The organism is Streptococcus sp. HMSC078H03, from assembly GCF_001808655.1.
GTDB lineage: Bacteria > Bacillota > Bacilli > Lactobacillales > Streptococcaceae > Streptococcus > Streptococcus salivarius_G.
This window is the reverse complement of sequence record NZ_KV794107.1, coordinates 1-17,466: the sequence shown is the minus strand read 5'-3', so window position 1 is coordinate 17,466 and position 17,466 is coordinate 1. Positions and strand designations below refer to the sequence as shown.

General features: G+C 38.1%; 20 protein-coding genes and 1 tRNA gene. 3 read left to right on the top strand and 18 right to left on the bottom strand.

Going from position 1 to position 17,466, the window contains the following annotated elements; genetic code table 11:
• Positions 1-64: 64 nt before the first annotated feature.
• On the bottom strand, positions 65-1,264 hold the full coding sequence (locus HMPREF2607_RS05290) for a phosphoglycerate kinase (RefSeq protein WP_060971713.1): 1,200 nt from the start codon (positions 1,262-1,264) through the stop codon (positions 65-67).
• A gap of 141 nt (positions 1,265-1,405) precedes the next feature.
• Between HMPREF2607_RS05290 and HMPREF2607_RS05285 the strand changes: the two genes are divergently transcribed.
• On the top strand, positions 1,406-2,110 hold the full coding sequence (locus HMPREF2607_RS05285; RefSeq protein WP_070476237.1) for a hypothetical protein: 705 nt from the start codon (positions 1,406-1,408) through the stop codon (positions 2,108-2,110).
• Positions 2,111-2,221: 111 nt separating this feature from the next.
• Here the strand turns inward: HMPREF2607_RS05285 and gap are convergent, their stop codons facing one another.
• The 10 genes from gap to rsgA form a co-directional block, all read right to left on the bottom strand.
• Positions 2,222-3,232, bottom strand: coding sequence for a type I glyceraldehyde-3-phosphate dehydrogenase (gene gap / locus HMPREF2607_RS05280; RefSeq protein WP_021143596.1), 1,011 nt, complete (start codon positions 3,230-3,232; stop codon positions 2,222-2,224).
• A gap of 187 nt (positions 3,233-3,419) precedes the next feature.
• On the bottom strand, positions 3,420-5,501 hold the full coding sequence (gene fusA, locus HMPREF2607_RS05275) for an elongation factor G (protein ID WP_002884537.1): 2,082 nt from the start codon (positions 5,499-5,501) through the stop codon (positions 3,420-3,422).
• Between the two features lie 212 nt (positions 5,502-5,713).
• Positions 5,714-6,184 (bottom strand): 30S ribosomal protein S7, encoded by a 471-nt coding sequence (rpsG, locus tag HMPREF2607_RS05270; protein WP_002884746.1) that lies wholly within the window; start codon positions 6,182-6,184, stop codon positions 5,714-5,716.
• 18 nt (positions 6,185-6,202) lie between these two features.
• Positions 6,203-6,616 (bottom strand): 30S ribosomal protein S12, encoded by a 414-nt coding sequence (rpsL, locus tag HMPREF2607_RS05265; protein WP_002884809.1) that lies wholly within the window; start codon positions 6,614-6,616, stop codon positions 6,203-6,205.
• Positions 6,617-6,844: 228 nt separating this feature from the next.
• Positions 6,845-7,660 (bottom strand): pur operon repressor, encoded by an 816-nt coding sequence (purR, locus tag HMPREF2607_RS05260; RefSeq protein ID WP_002891918.1) that lies wholly within the window; start codon positions 7,658-7,660, stop codon positions 6,845-6,847.
• A gap of 93 nt (positions 7,661-7,753) precedes the next feature.
• Positions 7,754-8,695: a 3'-5' exoribonuclease YhaM family protein gene (locus tag HMPREF2607_RS05255; RefSeq protein WP_002884679.1), complete on the bottom strand. Its 942-nt coding sequence runs from the start codon at positions 8,693-8,695 to the stop codon at positions 7,754-7,756.
• A complete protein-coding gene (locus tag HMPREF2607_RS05250; RefSeq protein WP_048674992.1) occupies positions 8,685-9,959 on the bottom strand; it encodes a DNA recombination protein RmuC in 1,275 nt (424 codons plus the stop codon). Before HMPREF2607_RS05250 ends, HMPREF2607_RS05255 begins: the two co-directional genes overlap by 11 nt.
• Position 9,960: 1 nt before the next feature.
• Complete coding sequence (locus tag HMPREF2607_RS05245) at positions 9,961-10,593, bottom strand: thiamine diphosphokinase (protein ID WP_070476236.1); 633 nt, start codon at positions 10,591-10,593, stop codon at positions 9,961-9,963.
• A complete protein-coding gene (rpe, locus tag HMPREF2607_RS05240) occupies positions 10,586-11,245 on the bottom strand; it encodes a ribulose-phosphate 3-epimerase (protein WP_002884311.1) in 660 nt (219 codons plus the stop codon). The genes HMPREF2607_RS05245 and rpe overlap by 8 nt, the downstream gene beginning before the upstream one ends.
• Before the next feature lie 7 nt (positions 11,246-11,252).
• Entirely contained in the window at positions 11,253-12,125 is an 873-nt protein-coding gene (gene rsgA / locus HMPREF2607_RS05235) for a ribosome small subunit-dependent GTPase A (protein WP_070476235.1), read from the bottom strand.
• Between the two features lie 137 nt (positions 12,126-12,262).
• Between rsgA and HMPREF2607_RS05230 the strand changes: the two genes are divergently transcribed.
• A tRNA-Leu gene (locus HMPREF2607_RS05230) sits at positions 12,263-12,345 on the top strand.
• 39 nt (positions 12,346-12,384) lie between these two features.
• Here HMPREF2607_RS05230 and rsmA read toward each other — a convergent pair.
• The 5 genes from rsmA to trxA all read right to left on the bottom strand — a co-directional run bounded on the left by rsmA (position 12,385) and on the right by trxA (position 15,578).
• Complete coding sequence (rsmA, locus tag HMPREF2607_RS05225; protein WP_070476233.1) at positions 12,385-13,257, bottom strand: 16S rRNA (adenine(1518)-N(6)/adenine(1519)-N(6))-dimethyltransferase RsmA; 873 nt, start codon at positions 13,255-13,257, stop codon at positions 12,385-12,387.
• Positions 13,258-13,383: 126 nt separating this feature from the next.
• The gene (rnmV, locus tag HMPREF2607_RS05220; protein WP_021143590.1) at positions 13,384-13,944 is read right to left on the bottom strand and encodes a ribonuclease M5; all 561 of its coding nucleotides are present in this window, start codon (positions 13,942-13,944) and stop codon (positions 13,384-13,386) included.
• The gene (locus HMPREF2607_RS05215) at positions 13,937-14,713 is read right to left on the bottom strand and encodes a TatD family hydrolase (protein ID WP_070476309.1); all 777 of its coding nucleotides are present in this window, start codon (positions 14,711-14,713) and stop codon (positions 13,937-13,939) included. The genes rnmV and HMPREF2607_RS05215 overlap by 8 nt, the downstream gene beginning before the upstream one ends.
• A 53-nt stretch (positions 14,714-14,766) precedes the next feature.
• Positions 14,767-15,198 (bottom strand): CoA-binding protein, encoded by a 432-nt coding sequence (locus HMPREF2607_RS05210; RefSeq protein WP_021143588.1) that lies wholly within the window; start codon positions 15,196-15,198, stop codon positions 14,767-14,769.
• 65 nt (positions 15,199-15,263) lie between these two features.
• Positions 15,264-15,578: a thioredoxin gene (trxA, locus tag HMPREF2607_RS05205; RefSeq protein WP_002884315.1), complete on the bottom strand. Its 315-nt coding sequence runs from the start codon at positions 15,576-15,578 to the stop codon at positions 15,264-15,266.
• 195 nt (positions 15,579-15,773) lie between these two features.
• On the opposite strand from trxA, the gene HMPREF2607_RS05200 reads away from it, so the two are divergent.
• Positions 15,774-16,556 (top strand): protein-ADP-ribose hydrolase, encoded by a 783-nt coding sequence (locus HMPREF2607_RS05200; RefSeq protein WP_021143587.1) that lies wholly within the window; start codon positions 15,774-15,776, stop codon positions 16,554-16,556.
• A gap of 35 nt (positions 16,557-16,591) precedes the next feature.
• Here HMPREF2607_RS05200 and HMPREF2607_RS05195 read toward each other — a convergent pair whose 3' ends face one another.
• Both HMPREF2607_RS05195 and traF read right to left on the bottom strand, forming a co-directional pair.
• Positions 16,592-17,005, bottom strand: coding sequence for an acyl-CoA thioesterase (locus HMPREF2607_RS05195; RefSeq protein ID WP_002884641.1), 414 nt, complete (start codon positions 17,003-17,005; stop codon positions 16,592-16,594).
• Positions 17,006-17,022: 17 nt separating this feature from the next.
• Positions 17,023-17,358, bottom strand: coding sequence for a DUF6568 family protein (traF, locus tag HMPREF2607_RS05190; RefSeq protein WP_048790120.1), 336 nt, complete (start codon positions 17,356-17,358; stop codon positions 17,023-17,025).
• Positions 17,359-17,466 lie beyond the last annotated feature (108 nt).

The following is a 17,466-nucleotide window of genomic DNA, read 5'->3' as shown; positions in this document are numbered from 1 at the left end:
TCAAACACCCAATGAGATGACACAAAAAAGAGTTGGTTTCCCAACTCTTATCATTCTAATAGACTTATTTATCAGTAAGTGCAGCCAATCCTGGAAGTTCTTTACCTTCAAGAAGTTCCATAGAAGCACCACCACCAGTAGAGATCCATGAGAATTTATCTGCACGACCAAGGTTGATAGCTGCGGCAGCTGAATCACCACCACCGATGATTGATTTAACGCCTGGTTGTTTCACGATAGCGTCCATCACACCGATTGTACCAGCTTGGAAGTCAGGGTTTTCAAATACACCCATAGGTCCGTTCCATACAACTGTTTTCGCACCAGTCAAGGCTTTATCGAATTCAGCAATTGATTTAGGACCGATATCCAAACCAAGGAAACCTGGGTCTACTGCTTCACCTTCAGTGTCTTTCACTTCAGTGTAGTCAGCAAATGCATTAGCTTCTTTTGAGTCAACTGGCAAGATCAATTTACCGTTTGATTTTTCAAGAAGAGCTTTAGCAACATCAAGTTTATCTTCTTCTACAAGTGAGTTACCGATTTCGATACCTTGTGCTTTGTAGAACGTGTAAGTCATACCACCACCGATAAGAACTTTATCAGCTTTTGCAAGAAGGTTTTCGATAACACCAATCTTATCAGATACTTTAGAACCACCAAGGATAGCTACGAATGGACGTTCTGGAGTTTCAACTGCTTCTTTAATGTAAGCAATTTCGTTTTCAAGAAGGAAACCAGCAACAGCTTTGTCAACATTTGCTGAGATACCAACGTTAGATGCGTGTGCACGGTGAGCTGTACCGAATGCATCGTTTACGAAGATACCATCTCCAAGTGATGCCCAGTATTTACCAAGTTCAGGATCGTTTTTAGATTCTTTCTTGCCATCAACATCTTCAAAACGAGTGTTTTCAACCAAGAGAACTTGTCCATCTTCAAGAGCGTTGACAGCTGCTTCCAATTCAGCACCACGTGTAACGCCTGGGATAAATTTAACGTCTTGACCCAATTTAGTAGCCAAGTCAGCAGCTACAGGAGCAAGTGATTTACCTTCCTTATCAGCTTCTTCTTTTACACGTCCAAGGTGAGAGAAGAGGATTGCGCGTCCACCTTGTTCAAGAATGTACTTGATAGTTGGAAGAGCAGCAGTGATACGGTTATCGTTAGTGATCACACCATCTTTTACAGGTACGTTGAAGTCAACACGAACGAGAACTTTTTTCCCTTTCAAGTCAACATCTTTAACAGTCAATTTAGCCATTTGATCAGACTCCTTAATTTTTTAATACGTTTTCATTATATCACAAAATGCATAAAAGAGATAGCAAAATCAGAAGGATTTCTAGCTTATTGCCAGTATAATACATTTATCATATAATCAAAATAGAAAGATAGAAAAGCTATGAAAAAACAACTAAACGAGAGTCAGAAACAAGCTGACTATGATCTAAATGTAATCCTCATTCTTACCCTTGTTCCTCTTCTCCTCTTTCTTACTTTTAAAGCAACTCTTTTTTCCTACACTACCCAAACCTCAGTACCGCTATGGCTTCGATTAATCTTATTAGCTAGTTGTCAATTTACCATTGCAGGCTTGGGAACCGGTACTGTTATGCTTTATCGTAAAGAATCTTTCAGACACTTTGGATTAATCACCAAAAATCTAGTTCCTACCCTTTTTCAATCTCCTCTTATAGCCTTACCACTTATCATATTTAAAGGACTTACTCATCAGATTCATTCCTATCTACCGCTTCAATCAATACAATTAACAAAAGAAGTAATGAGACAATCATTTCCTAGTAATATCCTGGCATACCTATTCATCTGTCTTATTTGGGGATTCTGGGAAGGATTTAACTATGTAGTCATCGCTGAAAAGATACGCATACGTTTTCCATCTCCTTACACTTGGTTAGATAGTGGGGCAATAACTTGTGCGATTTTTTGCCTCCTTATCCATGGAATTATTGGTTTTGATATCTATACCCTATTTGAATCACTTACCGTTTTTATACTTATTTATGGTATGCTAGCCATACAAAAACATAATAAAAACGCCTGGGGTTGTGTCATGCTCTTTCTACTTATTTGGAATGCCTTCTAGCTTATTCATAAATCACAATACTACTGAGATTATAACAGCCAATTTATACGGCTGTTTTATTATTTTGAGAAATAAAAAAAGAGCCGAAGCTCTTCTTTTTATACAATTGAATTATTTAGCAATTTTTGCGAAGTATTCAAGAGTACGAACAAGTTGTGAAGTGTAAGACATTTCGTTGTCATACCATGAAACAACTTTAACCAATTGTTTACCGTCAACGTCAAGAACTTTAGTTTGAGTTGCGTCAAACAATGAACCGAATGACATACCTACGATATCAGAAGATACGATTGGATCTTCAGTGTATCCGTATGATTCGTTAGAAGCTTCTTTCATAGCTGCGTTTACTTCATCAACAGTAACGTTCTTGTCAAGAACTGCTACCAATTCAGTTACTGAACCAGTTGGAACAGGAACACGTTGAGCAGCTCCGTCCAATTTACCGTTCAATTCAGGGATAACCAAACCGATTGCTTTAGCAGCACCAGTTGAGTTAGGAACGATGTTAGCTGCAGCAGCACGAGCACGGCGAAGGTCACCTTTACGGTGTGGTCCGTCAAGAACCATTTGGTCACCAGTGTAAGCGTGGATAGTAGTCATCAAACCTTCAACGATACCGAAGTTGTCATGAAGAGCTTTAGCCATTGGAGCCAAACAGTTTGTAGTACATGAAGCACCTGAGATAACTGTTTCAGTACCATCAAGAATATCGTGGTTAGTGTTAAATACGACTGTTTTAACATCTGATCCACCAGGAGCAGTGATAACAACTTTCTTAGCACCACCAGCATGCAAGTGTTTTTCAGCAGCTGCTTTAGTAGCAAAGAAACCAGTTGCTTCAAGAACGATTTCTACACCGTCGTTAGCCCAGTCAATTTGTTCTGGGTCACGTTCAGCAGAAACTTTAACGAATTTACCGTTAACTTCAAATCCACCATCTTTAACTTCAACAGTACCGTCGAAACGACCTTGAGTTGTGTCGTATTTCAACAAGTGTGCAAGCATAACTGGATCTGTAAGGTCGTTGATGCGTGTAACTTCAACACCTTCTACGTTTTGGATACGACGGAAAGCAAGACGACCGATACGACCGAAACCGTTAATACCAACTTTAACTACCATTAGTGATTTCCTCCTTATGAAAATCAAATAAATATAATTTTGAGAGCAAGCTCTCCCTATTGTGAAAAGATTAACTTGAACGCTTTCAATTCAACCTTTCAACAGTCATATTATATAATTTTTTTCAAAAAATTGCAAATAGAAAAGGCACTTACTTTCATAAGTACCCTAACTTTATAAGTTCTAATTAAGCTTCACCAGAATTTTTCTTGATGATTTCTTCTTGAACTGATTTAGGAACATCTTCATAGTGGTCAAATACCATCATGAATGTACCACGACCTTGAGTTGCAGAACGAAGTGTTGTTGCATAACCGAACATTTCAGCAAGTGGAACATATGCACGAACGATTTGGCTGTTACCGTGTGCTTCCATACCATCAACACGTCCACGACGAGCTGTAACGTGACCCATAACATCACCAAGGTTTTCTTCAGGAACAGTGATTGTTACAAGCATCATTGGTTCAAGAATAGTTGGTTGTGCAGTCTTAGCAGCTTCTTTAAGTGCAAGAGATGCAGCGATCTTGAAGGCAGTTTCAGATGAATCGACATCGTGGTATGAACCATCGTAAAGTTTAGCTTTGATGTCAACCATTGGGTATCCAGCAAGGACACCGTTAGCCATAGATTCTTCCAATCCTTTTTCTACTGCAGGGATGAATTCACGTGGAACCACACCACCGACGATAGCATTTTCGAATTCGAAACCTTTACCTTCTTCATTTGGAGTAAATTCAATCCAAACATCACCAAACTGACCTTTACCACCAGATTGACGTTTGAAGAATCCACGTGCTTGTGTTCCAGCACGGAATGTTTCACGGTAAGATACTTGTGGAGCACCAACGTTTGCTTCAACTTTGTGTTCACGTTTCAAACGGTCAACAAGGACATCAAGGTGAAGTTCACCCATACCAGAGATAACTGTTTCACCAGTTTCAGGGTTAGTTTCAACACGGAATGTTGGATCTTCTTCAGCAAGTTTTTGAAGACCGATACCCATCTTATCTTGGTCAGCTTTAGTCTTAGGCTCAACCATCAATTGGATAACTGGTTCTGGAACTTCGATTGACTCAAGAATAACTTTAGCTTTTTCATCAGTCAATGAGTCACCAGTTGTAGTATCTTTCAAACCGATAGCAGCAGCGATATCACCAGCGTATACTTGTTCAATTTCTTGACGGCTGTTAGCGTGCATTTGAAGGATACGTCCGATACGTTCACGTTTACCTTTAGATGTGTTCATTACATATGAACCTGATTGAAGGATACCTGAGTAAACACGGATAAATGTCAAACGACCTACAAATGGGTCAGTCATAATCTTGAAGGCAAGAGCTGCAAATGGCTCATCATCAGATGCTGGACGAGTTTCTTCTTCGTCTGTATCTGGGTTGATACCTTTGATTGCAGGGATATCAAGTGGGCTTGGAAGGTAATCGATAACCGCATCAAGCATCAATTGAACACCTTTGTTCTTGAAGGCAGAACCACAAAGAACTGGGAAGAATTCAACGTTGATTGTTGCACGACGGATAGCTGCTTTCAATTCCTCGTTAGTGATTTCTTCACCTTCAAGGTATTTCATCATCAAATCTTCGTCAGTTTCAGCAACTGCTTCGATCAATTTTTCACGGTATTCGTTTGCTTGATCAACGTAATCAGCTGGAATATCTTCTTCAAGAATATCTGTACCAAGGTCATTAGTATAGATTTCAGCTTTCATTTTAATCAAGTCAATGATACCACGGAAATCATCTTCAGCACCGATTGGCAATTGGATTGGGTGTGCGTTTGCTTGAAGACGATCGTGAAGTGTGCTTACTGAGTAAAGGAAGTCTGCACCGATTTTATCCATTTTGTTGGCAAATACGATACGTGGAACACCATACTCAGTTGCTTGACGCCAAACTGTTTCAGTTTGAGGTTCTACACCTGATTGTGAGTCAAGAACGGTTACGGCACCATCCAATACACGGAGTGAACGTTGTACTTCGATTGTGAAGTCCACGTGTCCTGGTGTATCGATGATGTTAACGCGGTGACCATCCCATTGTGCTGTTGTAGCGGCAGATGTGATTGTGATACCACGCTCTTGTTCTTGCTCCATCCAGTCCATTTGTGATGCACCTTCGTGAGTTTCACCGATTTTGTGGATTTTACCAGTGTAGTAAAGGATACGCTCTGTTGTAGTTGTTTTACCGGCATCGACGTGGGCCATGATACCGATATTACGAGTTTTTGCAAGTGAAAATTCGCGTGCCATTAGGTTTATTCTCCTATAAATATTTTAGTTTACTTATTTATTATAACATTATTGTCAAAAAACGGATAGGCAGGACCTACCCGTTTTTTCACTAATATTTAACTGGTTTTCAAATGATATGAATAATATTATTTGAATTCAGAGTCAGCCTATTACAAATCCATAATCTTAGCTTATGAATATATGACTGTAATTCAGCTTGAAACTTATGATTACCAGCGGAAGTGTGCAAAGGCACGGTTTGCTTCAGCCATTTTGTGAGTATCTTCACGTTTCTTAACTGATGCACCAGTGTTGTTTGCAGCATCCATGATTTCTTTTGCAAGACGATCTTTCATAGTGTGTTCACCACGCGCACGTGATGCGTTAACCAACCAACGAAGACCAAGAGTTGTACGACGTTCTGGACGAACTTCAACTGGGACTTGGTAGTTTGAACCACCGACACGACGTGCACGTACTTCAAGTACAGGCATGATGTTGTCCATAGCTGTTTCAAATACTTCAAGAGCATCGTTTCCAGTTGCTTCTTTGATTTGCTCGAAAGCATCGTATACGATTGTTGCAGCAGTACCACGTTTACCGTCAAGCATTACACGGTTGATAAGACGTGTAACGATTTTTGAATTGTACAATGGATCTGCCAATACTTCGCGTTTAGGCGCTCTATTTTTACGACTCATTTTATCTTATCTCCCTTCTTATCCTTTAGGACGTTTAGCACCGTATTTAGAACGGCTTTGTTTACGATCAGCTACACCTGCAGTATCAAGTGCACCACGGACGATGTGGTAACGTACCCCTGGAAGGTCTTTTACACGTCCACCACGGATAAGAACAACGCTGTGTTCTTGGAGGTTGTGTCCGATACCTGGGATGTAAGCAGTAACTTCGATAAGGTTGCTCAAACGTACACGAGCGAATTTACGAAGGGCTGAGTTAGGTTTCTTAGGTGTCATTGTTCCAACACGTGTTGCAACACCACGTTTTTGTGGTGAAGATACGTTAGTTTGAACTTTTTTGTGGCTGTTGTAACCAACGTTCAAAGCTGGTGATTTAGATTTTACAACTTTTGATTGACGTGGTTTACGAACCAATTGGTTAATTGTAGGCATCTACATTCTCCTGTGTTTTTTTATTTTTGGTTGATATGGCACTTGGTGACAGCCCATATCTGTGTGTACTTTTGCAACTTATGTCAGCACGTCTCTGTACACTTTTGAGAGACCAAAAGTAAAAAGTACCGTCTAATATAGTATCATTTTTTGATAATTATTGTCAAGACTTTCTTGTTAAAAAGAAAAATTCCTAATCGTTAAATTAGGAATACTATCGTAGATTAATTATTTGTCAAAAATATTACCGACTTCAACTTCTACCTTCTGTGCTTTTACATCAATGTCAGAAACAGTAAGTAGGGATTTATATTCATGGATATCACGGTCACCTTTAGCATTTTCTGCGAATACAGCTACACCTACTAACTCACTATCAAATTCTGAAAGCAAGCTAATCATACCCGTAATGGTACCACCACCTTTAAGAAAATCATCAACAATAAGGACGCGGCTATTTGGTTTCAAACTACGTTTTGAAAGGAACATCTTTTCAATACGATCACTTGAACCACTAACATAGTTTACCGATACGGTTGAACCTTCTGTAATTTTCAAGTCACGACGAACGATAACAAATGGAATGTTCAAGACATCTGCTACTGCATTTGCTAAAGGAACTCCTTTAGTTGCAACTGTCATAACGGCATCAATTTTTTGCCCTTTAAAGGCACTGGCAATGATACGACCAACATTTTTCAAAATAGACGGTGTACTCAGTAAATCAGATAGGTAGAGATAACCACCTGGTAAGATACGATCACTCTCGGAAAGACGTTTACAAAGATCTTCAACCAGACTTCTTGCATCTTCATCAGAAATAGTTGGTGTAAACATAACGCCACCAGATGCACCCGTTACTGTTTCGATTTCTCCTATTTGACTTTCCTCAAAAGCTTTTTTAATGATAGCAACATCTTCTGAGATTGAAGACTTTGCAGCTTCATAACGTTCTGCAAAGGTGTTGAGGCTTGTCAATTGATAAGGATTATTAATCAGGTAGTTTGAAATCACTACCATGCGCTCACTTCGTTTTAATTTCATATGTTACCTATATTTTCTGTACTTTTTAACTATTATACCATAATACAGCAAAAAACGAACATTTTCATATAAAATGCTCGCTTAATTTCGATTTTAATCAAATTTTGGCTTGTAGAAAGAACGATTATCCATAGCAAAGAGACGATTTGTCATTTCTCCTGGACCTACTAGGTTAAGGGCTGTCGTCATCATCATCATACTGGCATCAAGATTATCAATCATATGAATAATTTCTGCTTCCATAATACGAGGTCGCACTGGGCTACCATACTCTAGTTGTCCGTGGTGGCTGAGAATAACATGACGCAAAACAACGACATCCTCACGCGTATCATCAATATTGAGCTCCATGAGCACCTTAGTGATTTCTTCATCAATCAAAGCAATATGACCAATCAAGTTTCCACGAACCGTATACTCAGTATTTTCAGGACCAGTAAGTTCAATAACCTTAGCTAAATCATGAAGCATAATTCCGGCAAAGAGTAGACTCTTATTGAGCTCTGGATAAATATCTCCAATGCTGTCCGCTAAGCGAACCATAGTAGCTGTATGATAGGCTAGTCCACTTTCAAAGGCATGATGATTTGTTTTAGCAGCTGGAAAAGTGAAAAACTCTTTATTATACTTTCGATAAAGGGCACGAACAACACGCTGCCAAGTTGCTTCCTCAATCTTGAAAATCATTTGCTCTAGGTATTCGCGTACTTCGGAAGGATTTACTGGTGGTTTCTCTTTGAAATCAGCTGGATCATTTGGCTCACCAAATGTAGGCAAGCGTAAGGTAATTTGGTTTACCTGAGGAGTATTATTATAAACCTCTCGACGTCCCTCCATATGCACTACTTTACCTGCGGTAAATTCTTCGACATTATAAGGTTGAGCATCCCATAGGTTGCCTGAAATCTCTCCAGTATCATCCTGGAATGTAAAGGCAATGTAATCCTTTCCTGCTCTTGTCTTACGTACCTCTGCACGCTTAATCAGATAAAAACCTTCAAAATACTCGTCTTTTTTCATTTGATTAATCTTCATGCTTGTCCTCGTTTTCTAATCGTGGTAAATCCAACAAACTTTGTGTCGCACTGTCTTGATAGGTTTCAATTGTATCAAGAGCTCTAACAATTGCCCTACTCCTTGTGTTAAGAAGACTATCGACGGTTTTACTTGCTGTATTCAATTGTTTCTGAGCTTTAGCTAACATATCTCCAAACCTGCCAAACTCTAGTTTGACGTTGCCTAAAATCTTACTAATATCATCCGCATTCTTTTGAATATTCAAAGTTCTAAATCCTACAGACAATGAATTCAAGAGTGCTGATAAGGTTGACGGACCTGCGATAACAATATTCTCCTCGCGACGAAGGGCGTCAAAGAAGGCCGGTTGACGTACTACCTCAGCATAAAGTCCTTCCGTCGGTAAAAATAATATACCAAAATTTGTTGTTTCAGGTGGGTTAAGATACTTCTTGTTAATATCCTTTGCAAATCGCTTAATACTAGTCAGAAGTGACTTACGGTGATTCTCAATCTCCTCTTTATTACCAGACTCATAAGCATCTTCCAGACGATAGTAATCTTCCAAAGGAAACTTAGAATCAATGGGAAGGTAGATATATTCATCTTTATGGTTTCCTGGCATTTTGATTGCATATTCAACTCGTTCACTTGAACCTGATACCGTAGGAAATTCTCGCTCGTACTGATTAACAGTCAATATGTCTTCAATAATTTGCCCTAATTGAAGCTCTCCCAAAATACCTCGTGTTTTTGTATTTGAAAGGACCTTGTTAAGACTTCCAACATCCTTGGCTACATTTTTCATTTCCCCCAAGCCCTGGTTAACCGACTCTAATTGTCTTGAAACCGTCTCAAAAGAGGCTTGTAAACGTGTTTGTAAGGTTTGCTCAAGTTTCTCTTCAACTGTTTGACGCATTTGTTCCAAACGTTTCTCATTGGAATCCTGCATATCTTTGACAGCTTTGGTTAAGCTTTGGTTTATTTGCTCAAGGCGTTGGTCAGAACGGTCTCGATTATCAGACAAATTTTGATGTAAAACCTCTCGGATATCTGTCAACTGTTGATATAGTTCCATCTGCAATTGGTTCAATTGCTTTGTCGTTTCTAGTTGGTTTGTCTTAGCAAAAGATTCCAATTGAAACGAAACTTGATCTGAAAGATTATCTGCATTTTCTTCCAAACTCTTATTAATCTGTTCTTTTAACTCCATATTCTTCAAGAAAAGAGCAATAAGAATCCCCAAGCTTAATAAGGTTAAAAGTGTAAGTAGATAGATCATACTAACTCCTATCTTTAGTCTGGATGACAATCACATATCCATTTGGCACAAGCACTTGAATCGGACCATCAACGAATTCATTGCTAGAATAGATTTTCTTCTGGAAATAATTCATACTAGTTAATTCGTATTTTGCTCCCAAAATCGTCAGTTCTCTATCACCTTCATGTAAAAAAGAAACATATGTCATTCCAGGTTCTGGTAAAACTTTATGACTTCCTTCTGGATAATAAGTAATCTTATTTTGCTTATCTCGCAAACAGATACGCCTCATAAAAGGAGCCAATTCAGGATCGCTGACCAAAAATATATTTGATAACATATGATCAATTCTGCCACCAAAAGCACCGAAAATAGTTACTTCCGCCTCAGGATATAACTGAAATATAATTTTTAGGGCTAACTCTGTATCCGTATCATCCTTTTCAGCTGGAGCAATCATACAATCTTTGGCAGCTGATTGAATCATCTCTAACTCTGACCGAGATACTGAATCAAAGTCTCCGACAGCCAAATCAAGAGGTAAACCTAACTCCAACAAACGTAAGCACGCACGATCCACCCCAACAAAATAATCAAAATCGGTAGTGAACCACTCTAGCTCACCACCGACAAATAAAGCTATTTTAGGCATCGATAGCATCACGAAGCGTTTGAACTTGTGCTGTCAAATCAGGATTTTTGAAGAGGTAAGAGCCCGCTACAAAAACATTAGCCCCCGCCTTGGCACATGCTGCAATAGTGTTGTTATCTACACCACCATCAACTTCAATATCGAATGAATAGCCACCTTTTTCGCGAAGCTCCACAACACGCTCTACTTTAGACATCATTTCTGGAATGAACGCCTGACCACCAAAACCTGGATTTACAGTCATGATAAGTACTTGATCCACTAAATCAAGTACAGGAATAAGTGCCTCAACTGGGGTTCCAGGATTAATCACAACACCTGCTTTCATACCAGCAGCTTTGATTTTCTGGAGGGCACCATGGATATGCTTAGTGGCTTCAACATGAATGGTCATGATATCTGCACCAGCTTGTGCATAGGCATCCACATAACGCTCAGGATCAACAACCATAAGGTGGCAGTCAAAAACTAACTTGCTATGTTTACGCATGCTAGCAACCACATCTGCTCCCCAACTGATATTAGGAACAAATTGACCATCCATAATATCAATGTGAACATATTCCGCACCTGATGCATCAATACGAGCTAGTTCTGAAGCAAAATTAGCGTAATCAGCAGCTAGGATAGAAGGAGCAATTTTATATGACATGAGAGACCTACTTTCTTTTTACAGTTTTTTTATATGTTTCACGACGATTTTCAATTTCACTTAAAAATTGAAGGTAATTATCATAACGGACTTGCCAGATTTGACCTGCCTCAACCTCATCCTTAACTGCACAAGAAGGCTCATGGGTATGAGTACAAGAACGGAATTTACAACCATGACTAGCTTGACGGATTTCCGGAAAAGCTTCACTCAAGTCCTCTGCATTATCCACTTCATAATCTAGCGATGAGAATCCTGGTGTGTCAGCAATCTTCCCACCATGAGCGTCATAAAGACTTACAGCCCTTGTAGTATGACGTCCACGACCTAGACTGTCTGAAATCTCACCTGTTTCTAAATGTAACTGCGGGGCAATACGGTTCAACAAAGTTGATTTTCCAACACCTGTCTGTCCCATAAAGACTGTTATTTTATCAGTCAAGAGCGGCAATAGTTCTTCCAAACTGAAGACAAAATCAAAACCAATTTTTTGATACTGTTTTTGAATGGCCTTCATTTCTGAATCATCTTCAACCAAATCCATCTTAGAAATATAGATTACAGGCTTTATATTTTTATGCTCTAGTAAAACCAAAAAACGATCCAAAAGATTACTATTAAAATCGGGTTCCTTAGCAGACATAATAACCACAGCCTGATCTATATTGACAATGGGTGGACGCACTAAACTATTGATTCGTTGACCAATTTTAAGGATATATCCTTCTGAATTTTCCTCTGCTGAAAATTCAACAAAATCTCCAACATAAGGTGTTTGTCCTTTTTTTCTAAAATTTCCTCGTGCACGCGTCTGGTATACAACACCATCATGCTCTACATAATAGAAACCTGCCAGTGCTTTGATAATTCTTCCTTGCAAGTGAACTCCTCATTCGTTTAATAGCCCTATTATATCACAAATTAGAAAGCTTTTCTGGAACAAAAAAAACGGATCTTCCATTTCCCATAGACCTCCTTGCATTTTCAATAGATTGCAGTATAATAGGCATATCATCTGCGGAGGTGGTGGAATGGCAGACACGCATGCTTCAGGCGCATGTGCTTTTTCAAGCGTGAGGGTTCAAATCCCTTTCTCCGCATAGCTAAAAATCCCACTGAGATTCAGTGGGATTTTTGAATTATAGGCCTGCTTCTCTCAAAGCATCTGATAAGTGTGCAAAATCAGAAATAGATAAAGCCTCTCCACGAATAGAAGGTTTTATATCTACAATTTCCAAAGCCTGCTCAAGTTTGGATTTTACTTCTTCAGATTTACCAAAATGATTTGTTAAATTATTCCACAATGTCTTACGACGATGGACAAAGCTAGCCTTAGCCACTCGGAAAAGGAAATCCTCATCTTTAACTTCAACCAACGGTTGTTCACGACGCGTCATCTTCAAAATGGCTGAGTCAACATTAGGGGCTGGTACAAAGACTGTACGAGGGACAATGAATGCCACTTTAGCAGTCATATAATACTGAACGGCAATTGATAGAGAACCATAAGCCTTGCTATTAGGCTCTGCAGAAATGCGGTCAGCGACTTCTTTTTGCATCATAACGACAAATTCTGCAAAAGGAATCTTACTCTCAATCAAATGCATCAAGATTGGCGTCGTAATATAATATGGCAAATTGGCTACGACCTTAATTGGTAGTTCTGGATTTTTAAATTCTTTTACCCGTGTCTGTAAATCTGCCTTGAGAACATCTTCATTAATCACGTTAACATTATCATGATCACGTAATGTATCCTCCAAAATCGGAACCAATCGATCATCAATTTCAAAAGCCATAACTTCCGCAGCATTTTCAGCCAAGAATTCTGTTAATGCTCCGATACCAGGTCCAATTTCAATCACATTGACATTTTTATCAATCTCTGCCGTATCAACTATTTTTTGTAAAATATTTGTATCTGTTAAGAAGTTCTGTCCTAAAGACTTCTTAAAGGTAAAGCCATGGCGCTCAAGGACAGCCTTGGTCACGCTATAATCTGCAATTCTCATTTATTCTCTTTTCTTATTAATTTCACGATTTTTATATTTGGACACAAAACAAGTCCAAATTCTTAATTATCCCAACCTCTATAATAAACTACTTAATAGCGATTTGATTTTAAGATTACTGGTAGTCTAGTAATTTGACATAGCCTCTTCCAGCTCCTCTAAAGTGATTCCAAACAATTCCAAACGTTTTAGAAGCTGCTTCCCATTGCAATAACCAATACGAAGCGCCTCGCCCAAATATTCTCGACGCTTCCGACTATCTGCTCCCATTAGTAGTCCTAACTTCATAAGATTTGATTTACTAATATCAAACTGATTATCATCATCGTAACTACCTAGAACTCCAGATAAGGCCTTTTGAAGATCCTCAAAACTTGCATGCTCAACACCCAATGAACGACCTTTAGTCTTAGATTTCGGTGTTGCTTCCCCACGGTTTAAGAAAGCATGCTTTGCTGTCGGAACAGCTTCCATGATGATTTTACGGATACGTTCACCATTATAGTCTGGATCAGTAAAAACAATCACTCCGCGTAAGTCATTAAGCTTATCAATACGCTCTAAGTCGTCTTCATTAATAGCAGAACCTCTAGTCTCATAGGTATCCACCTCATAAAAACGTCTCAAATTTGCCGTATCATCCTTACCTTCTACCACGATGACTTCTTGAATTTTTATTTTATTCATCCAGACCAAAAATCCTCATCGCATTATCATAAGTAGCCCTAGCAACCTCTGCACTTGTTAAACCACGAAGCTCAGCAATCTTATCTACTACGTAACGCGTATAGCCTGTACGATTCTCGCGACCACGTTTGGGAACGGGTGCCAAATACGGCGCATCCGTTTCAACCAGAATCTTATCTAAAGGTAACTTCTGAGCAGCTTCTTGGACATCCAAAGCCTTCTTAAAAGTTACAACACCTGAAAATGAAATCATCATTCCAAGATCAACAAATTTTTGAGCCATTTCTAAGGATCCTGAGTATGAGTGCATAATCCCCCCACGAGGACCAACACCAACTTCTTTAATAACAGCGTAAGTATCCTCAAGTGCATCACGTGTATGGACAACAAAAGGTAAATTGTGTTCCTTTGACAAAGCTATTTGACGCTTAAAGACATCAATCTGAATCTCTTTAGGATCTTCCATCCAATAATAATCCAAACCAATTTCCCCAAGTGCCACTACTTTCGGATTATCCAATTGTGATACAATCATATCCTCAATTTCCTGAGAATAGGACCCTGCTTCCGTAGGATGCCATCCAATCGTACTATATAGTTGATCATACTTCTCTGATAGTGCTAAAGATTTATCAATTGTTGGCTTATCAAAACCAACAATATTCATTTTTATAACACCTAGTTCAGCTGCAAAATCTATTTCTTCTTGTTCTTTTCCTGCAAAATTATCCACATTAAGGTGGGTATGCGTATCAAAAATTTCAATCATAGGTCTATTATAACAAAAACGAGCGAGCATAGCTCACTCACCTTTTCATTTTATTAAACAAAGAGTCGCATATATTCTATCTTTGTACAACGATTCATTACAATATCCTGTCTATTCGCTTGACGAAGAATAGTCTCAGCCTCCTCATTCTCAAGACCAATTTGACTCCAAAAAACTTTTGCATCCGTCTCAAGAAAATCATAAGCAACATCTGGTAAAAACTCACTTCGTCTAAATATATCAACAATATCAATCGAAAATGGGATATCTTTAAGATAAGCATAAACATGCTCTCCTAGAAGCTCCTGACCTTCTAGTTTGGGATTTACTGGTATGATACGATAACCAGCAGCTTGTAGAAAATGAGCAACCTGATAAGATGCTGCCTCCTTACGATGAGATAAACCAACAATTGCAATCGTCTTTGCTGATTTTAAATAAGATTCTATAACCTCAGCACTAGGATTTTGAAATGAATAAGACATAAGACTCTCCTCGTCGTTCGAATAAATTAAAAATAAAAATCCCTAAACGGGACTGTGAAGATTAGTTAGCTAAGCTCTGCAACGATAGCTTTAATTTGTTCTTTTGTATGTACACCTGCAACTTGCTTAACAACCTCACCATCTTTTTTGAAGAGTAAAGTTGGAATAGACATGATTCCAAACTTCTGAGCTGTTTCTGGGTTCTCATCAACATCAATTTTAACAATCTTAAGTTCATCCTCTGAAATCTCTTCAGAAAGTTGCTCAAGAATTGGTGCTTGCATCAAGCAAGGCCCACACCAAGTTGCCCAAAAATCAATCAAAACGAGTCCTTCAGCTGTTTCTTGTTCAAATGTAGCATCTGTTACTACTTGTGTCATATATTCATCCTCCTAGACATTATAAAACTTTTGTAGACCTATTCTATATGATTCTAAAGGCCATTGCAAGAATTTGATACATACATAAAAAATTCTTATCAAATATTAGTCATTGCCTATCATAGACATTACTTGCTCACAGCCTATCTTGGGAGTATAATAATAAAAAAACTATAAAAATAGAAATGAGTAAATATGGATAAAGATGCAATGATTACCTATCTCATAGGTGAACTCAAAAAAGAAAATCTAGAATTACATGATTTGATTATCCCAGAAGAACTCGAAGAAAAGCAAAAGCTTCTCAGAGCGCTCTTTAATACACGTAAACCAATGGCAGCATCAACACAATTCTTGACAATACAAGACCTTTACCTACAAGTTAGGAAAGGGGAACGTGGATTTGTACAACTCAGTTCACTCCAGCCTATCCCACAAGATGATCGAATCTACCTCTGGAAGGGGGATATTACAAGACTTGAAGTAGACGCAATCGTAAATGCAGCCAATAAAACCTTACTAGGATGTATGAAACCACTTCATGATTGTGTAGATAATGCTATTCATACATATGCAGGCGTTCAGTTACGCCAAGCTTGTTTCGAACTCATCTTAGAACAAGGATATGAAGAACCTGTTGGCATGGCTAAAATAACCCCAGCTTACAATCTTCCTTCTGCTTTTGTCATTCATACAGTAGGTCCGAAAATAGTAGACCAACCGACACAAATTGATGAGGATCTTTTAGCAAAAAGCTATCTCTCAGTATTAGCACTAGCCGAGAAAAATAACATTGAATCAATAGCTATTCCATGTCTATCAACTGGAGATTTCAATTTTCCAAAACAAAAAGCTGCCAAAATCGCCATTCAAACAGTCAAAACCTTTATTGATGAATCAAGTATAATAAAAAAAGTTATATTTAACGTATTTGATGATGAAAATTTAGCAATTTATCAAAAACTGCTTGCTGAATAAAAAAAGAAGAAAATCAAAATGATTTTCTTCTTTTTTTATTGCATAACTGAATGCTCTTTTAAAAGATTAAAAAATGAGGGATAATCTCTTTTAAGATTAACAAAACCACCATCCTTAGATAAGAAACTATGTTCAGAAGCAGCTGTACAAACAAGAACACCATTCTGATTTACCATATGGTATACAAAAGAAAGTCTAGCAGATTTAACACTTTTAACAATAATCTCAATAGAAATCTCATCTGCAAAAGTAGAAGTAGCTTTATAGTCACAGGAAATTGAAGTAACAGGAGAGATAATTCCCTCCTCTTCAATTTTTTCATAAGGCCAACCTATCTCTCTTAGAAAAAAAGTTCTAGCCTCTTCCATCCATCGTACATAATTGGAATGATGAGTAATACCCATTCGATCTGTTTCATAATACTGGACCTCGTGTTTACAAATAAACATAAGAACCTCCAAAAAGATTAAGAAATAAAATCTAAAATGTCATCCTCAGAAAGAGAAGAGTCACAAACAACCTTAGCAGTTCCATTTTCTGAAACAAAGAGAGCTGGGACGGTAGCAATACCATATCTTTTACGTAAAGCTTGAATATCTTCAAGTTCTTCACTATTTTCACTATTAATATAGAAAATAGTAAGATTTGAATTACGTGCAACATTAGATAATTTAGGTTCAAAAAGTTGACAATATGGACAAGAAGGACGGCCAATAAATAAAATAAACTTATCTGTAGAAGAAATTTTATCTTTAGCAGTAGAAATAGAAATAGGTGTAAACTCTGATGCAAAATTCGACATAATAATACCTCTCAAATAAAATATAATCATATCATATCTGAAATTAAGAGTTTTAACAAGTAAATAACTTAACAAAAAAAGCTAGACCTACGTCCAGCAATGAAACCT

Bases quoted from the DNA above. Each gene is read 5' to 3' on its own strand.
- HMPREF2607_RS05290 (WP_060971713.1), bottom strand. From the start codon at position 1,264: ATGGCTAAATTGACTGTTAAAGATGTTGACTTGAAAGGGAAAAAAGTT.
- HMPREF2607_RS05285 (WP_070476237.1), top strand. From the start codon at position 1,406: ATGAAAAAACAACTAAACGAGAGTCAGAAACAAGCTGACTATGATCTA.
- gap (WP_021143596.1), bottom strand. From the start codon at position 3,232: ATGGTAGTTAAAGTTGGTATTAACGGTTTCGGTCGTATCGGTCGTCTT.
- fusA (WP_002884537.1), bottom strand. From the start codon at position 5,501: ATGGCACGCGAATTTTCACTTGCAAAAACTCGTAATATCGGTATCATG.
- rpsG (WP_002884746.1), bottom strand. From the start codon at position 6,184: ATGAGTCGTAAAAATAGAGCGCCTAAACGCGAAGTATTGGCAGATCCA.
- rpsL (WP_002884809.1), bottom strand. From the start codon at position 6,616: ATGCCTACAATTAACCAATTGGTTCGTAAACCACGTCAATCAAAAGTT.
- purR (WP_002891918.1), bottom strand. From the start codon at position 7,660: ATGAAATTAAAACGAAGTGAGCGCATGGTAGTGATTTCAAACTACCTG.
- HMPREF2607_RS05255 (WP_002884679.1), bottom strand. From the start codon at position 8,695: ATGAAGATTAATCAAATGAAAAAAGACGAGTATTTTGAAGGTTTTTAT.
- HMPREF2607_RS05250 (WP_048674992.1), bottom strand. From the start codon at position 9,959: ATGATCTATCTACTTACACTTTTAACCTTATTAAGCTTGGGGATTCTT.
- HMPREF2607_RS05245 (WP_070476236.1), bottom strand. From the start codon at position 10,593: ATGCCTAAAATAGCTTTATTTGTCGGTGGTGAGCTAGAGTGGTTCACT.
- rpe (WP_002884311.1), bottom strand. From the start codon at position 11,245: ATGTCATATAAAATTGCTCCTTCTATCCTAGCTGCTGATTACGCTAAT.
- rsmA (WP_070476233.1), bottom strand. From the start codon at position 13,257: ATGAGAATTGCAGATTATAGCGTGACCAAGGCTGTCCTTGAGCGCCAT.
- rnmV (WP_021143590.1), bottom strand. From the start codon at position 13,944: ATGAATAAAATAAAAATTCAAGAAGTCATCGTGGTAGAAGGTAAGGAT.
- HMPREF2607_RS05215 (WP_070476309.1), bottom strand. From the start codon at position 14,713: ATGATTGAAATTTTTGATACGCATACCCACCTTAATGTGGATAATTTT.
- HMPREF2607_RS05210 (WP_021143588.1), bottom strand. From the start codon at position 15,198: ATGTCTTATTCATTTCAAAATCCTAGTGCTGAGGTTATAGAATCTTAT.
- trxA (WP_002884315.1), bottom strand. From the start codon at position 15,578: ATGACACAAGTAGTAACAGATGCTACATTTGAACAAGAAACAGCTGAA.
- HMPREF2607_RS05200 (WP_021143587.1), top strand. From the start codon at position 15,774: ATGGATAAAGATGCAATGATTACCTATCTCATAGGTGAACTCAAAAAA.
- HMPREF2607_RS05195 (WP_002884641.1), bottom strand. From the start codon at position 17,005: ATGTTTATTTGTAAACACGAGGTCCAGTATTATGAAACAGATCGAATG.
- traF (WP_048790120.1), bottom strand. From the start codon at position 17,358: ATGTCGAATTTTGCATCAGAGTTTACACCTATTTCTATTTCTACTGCT.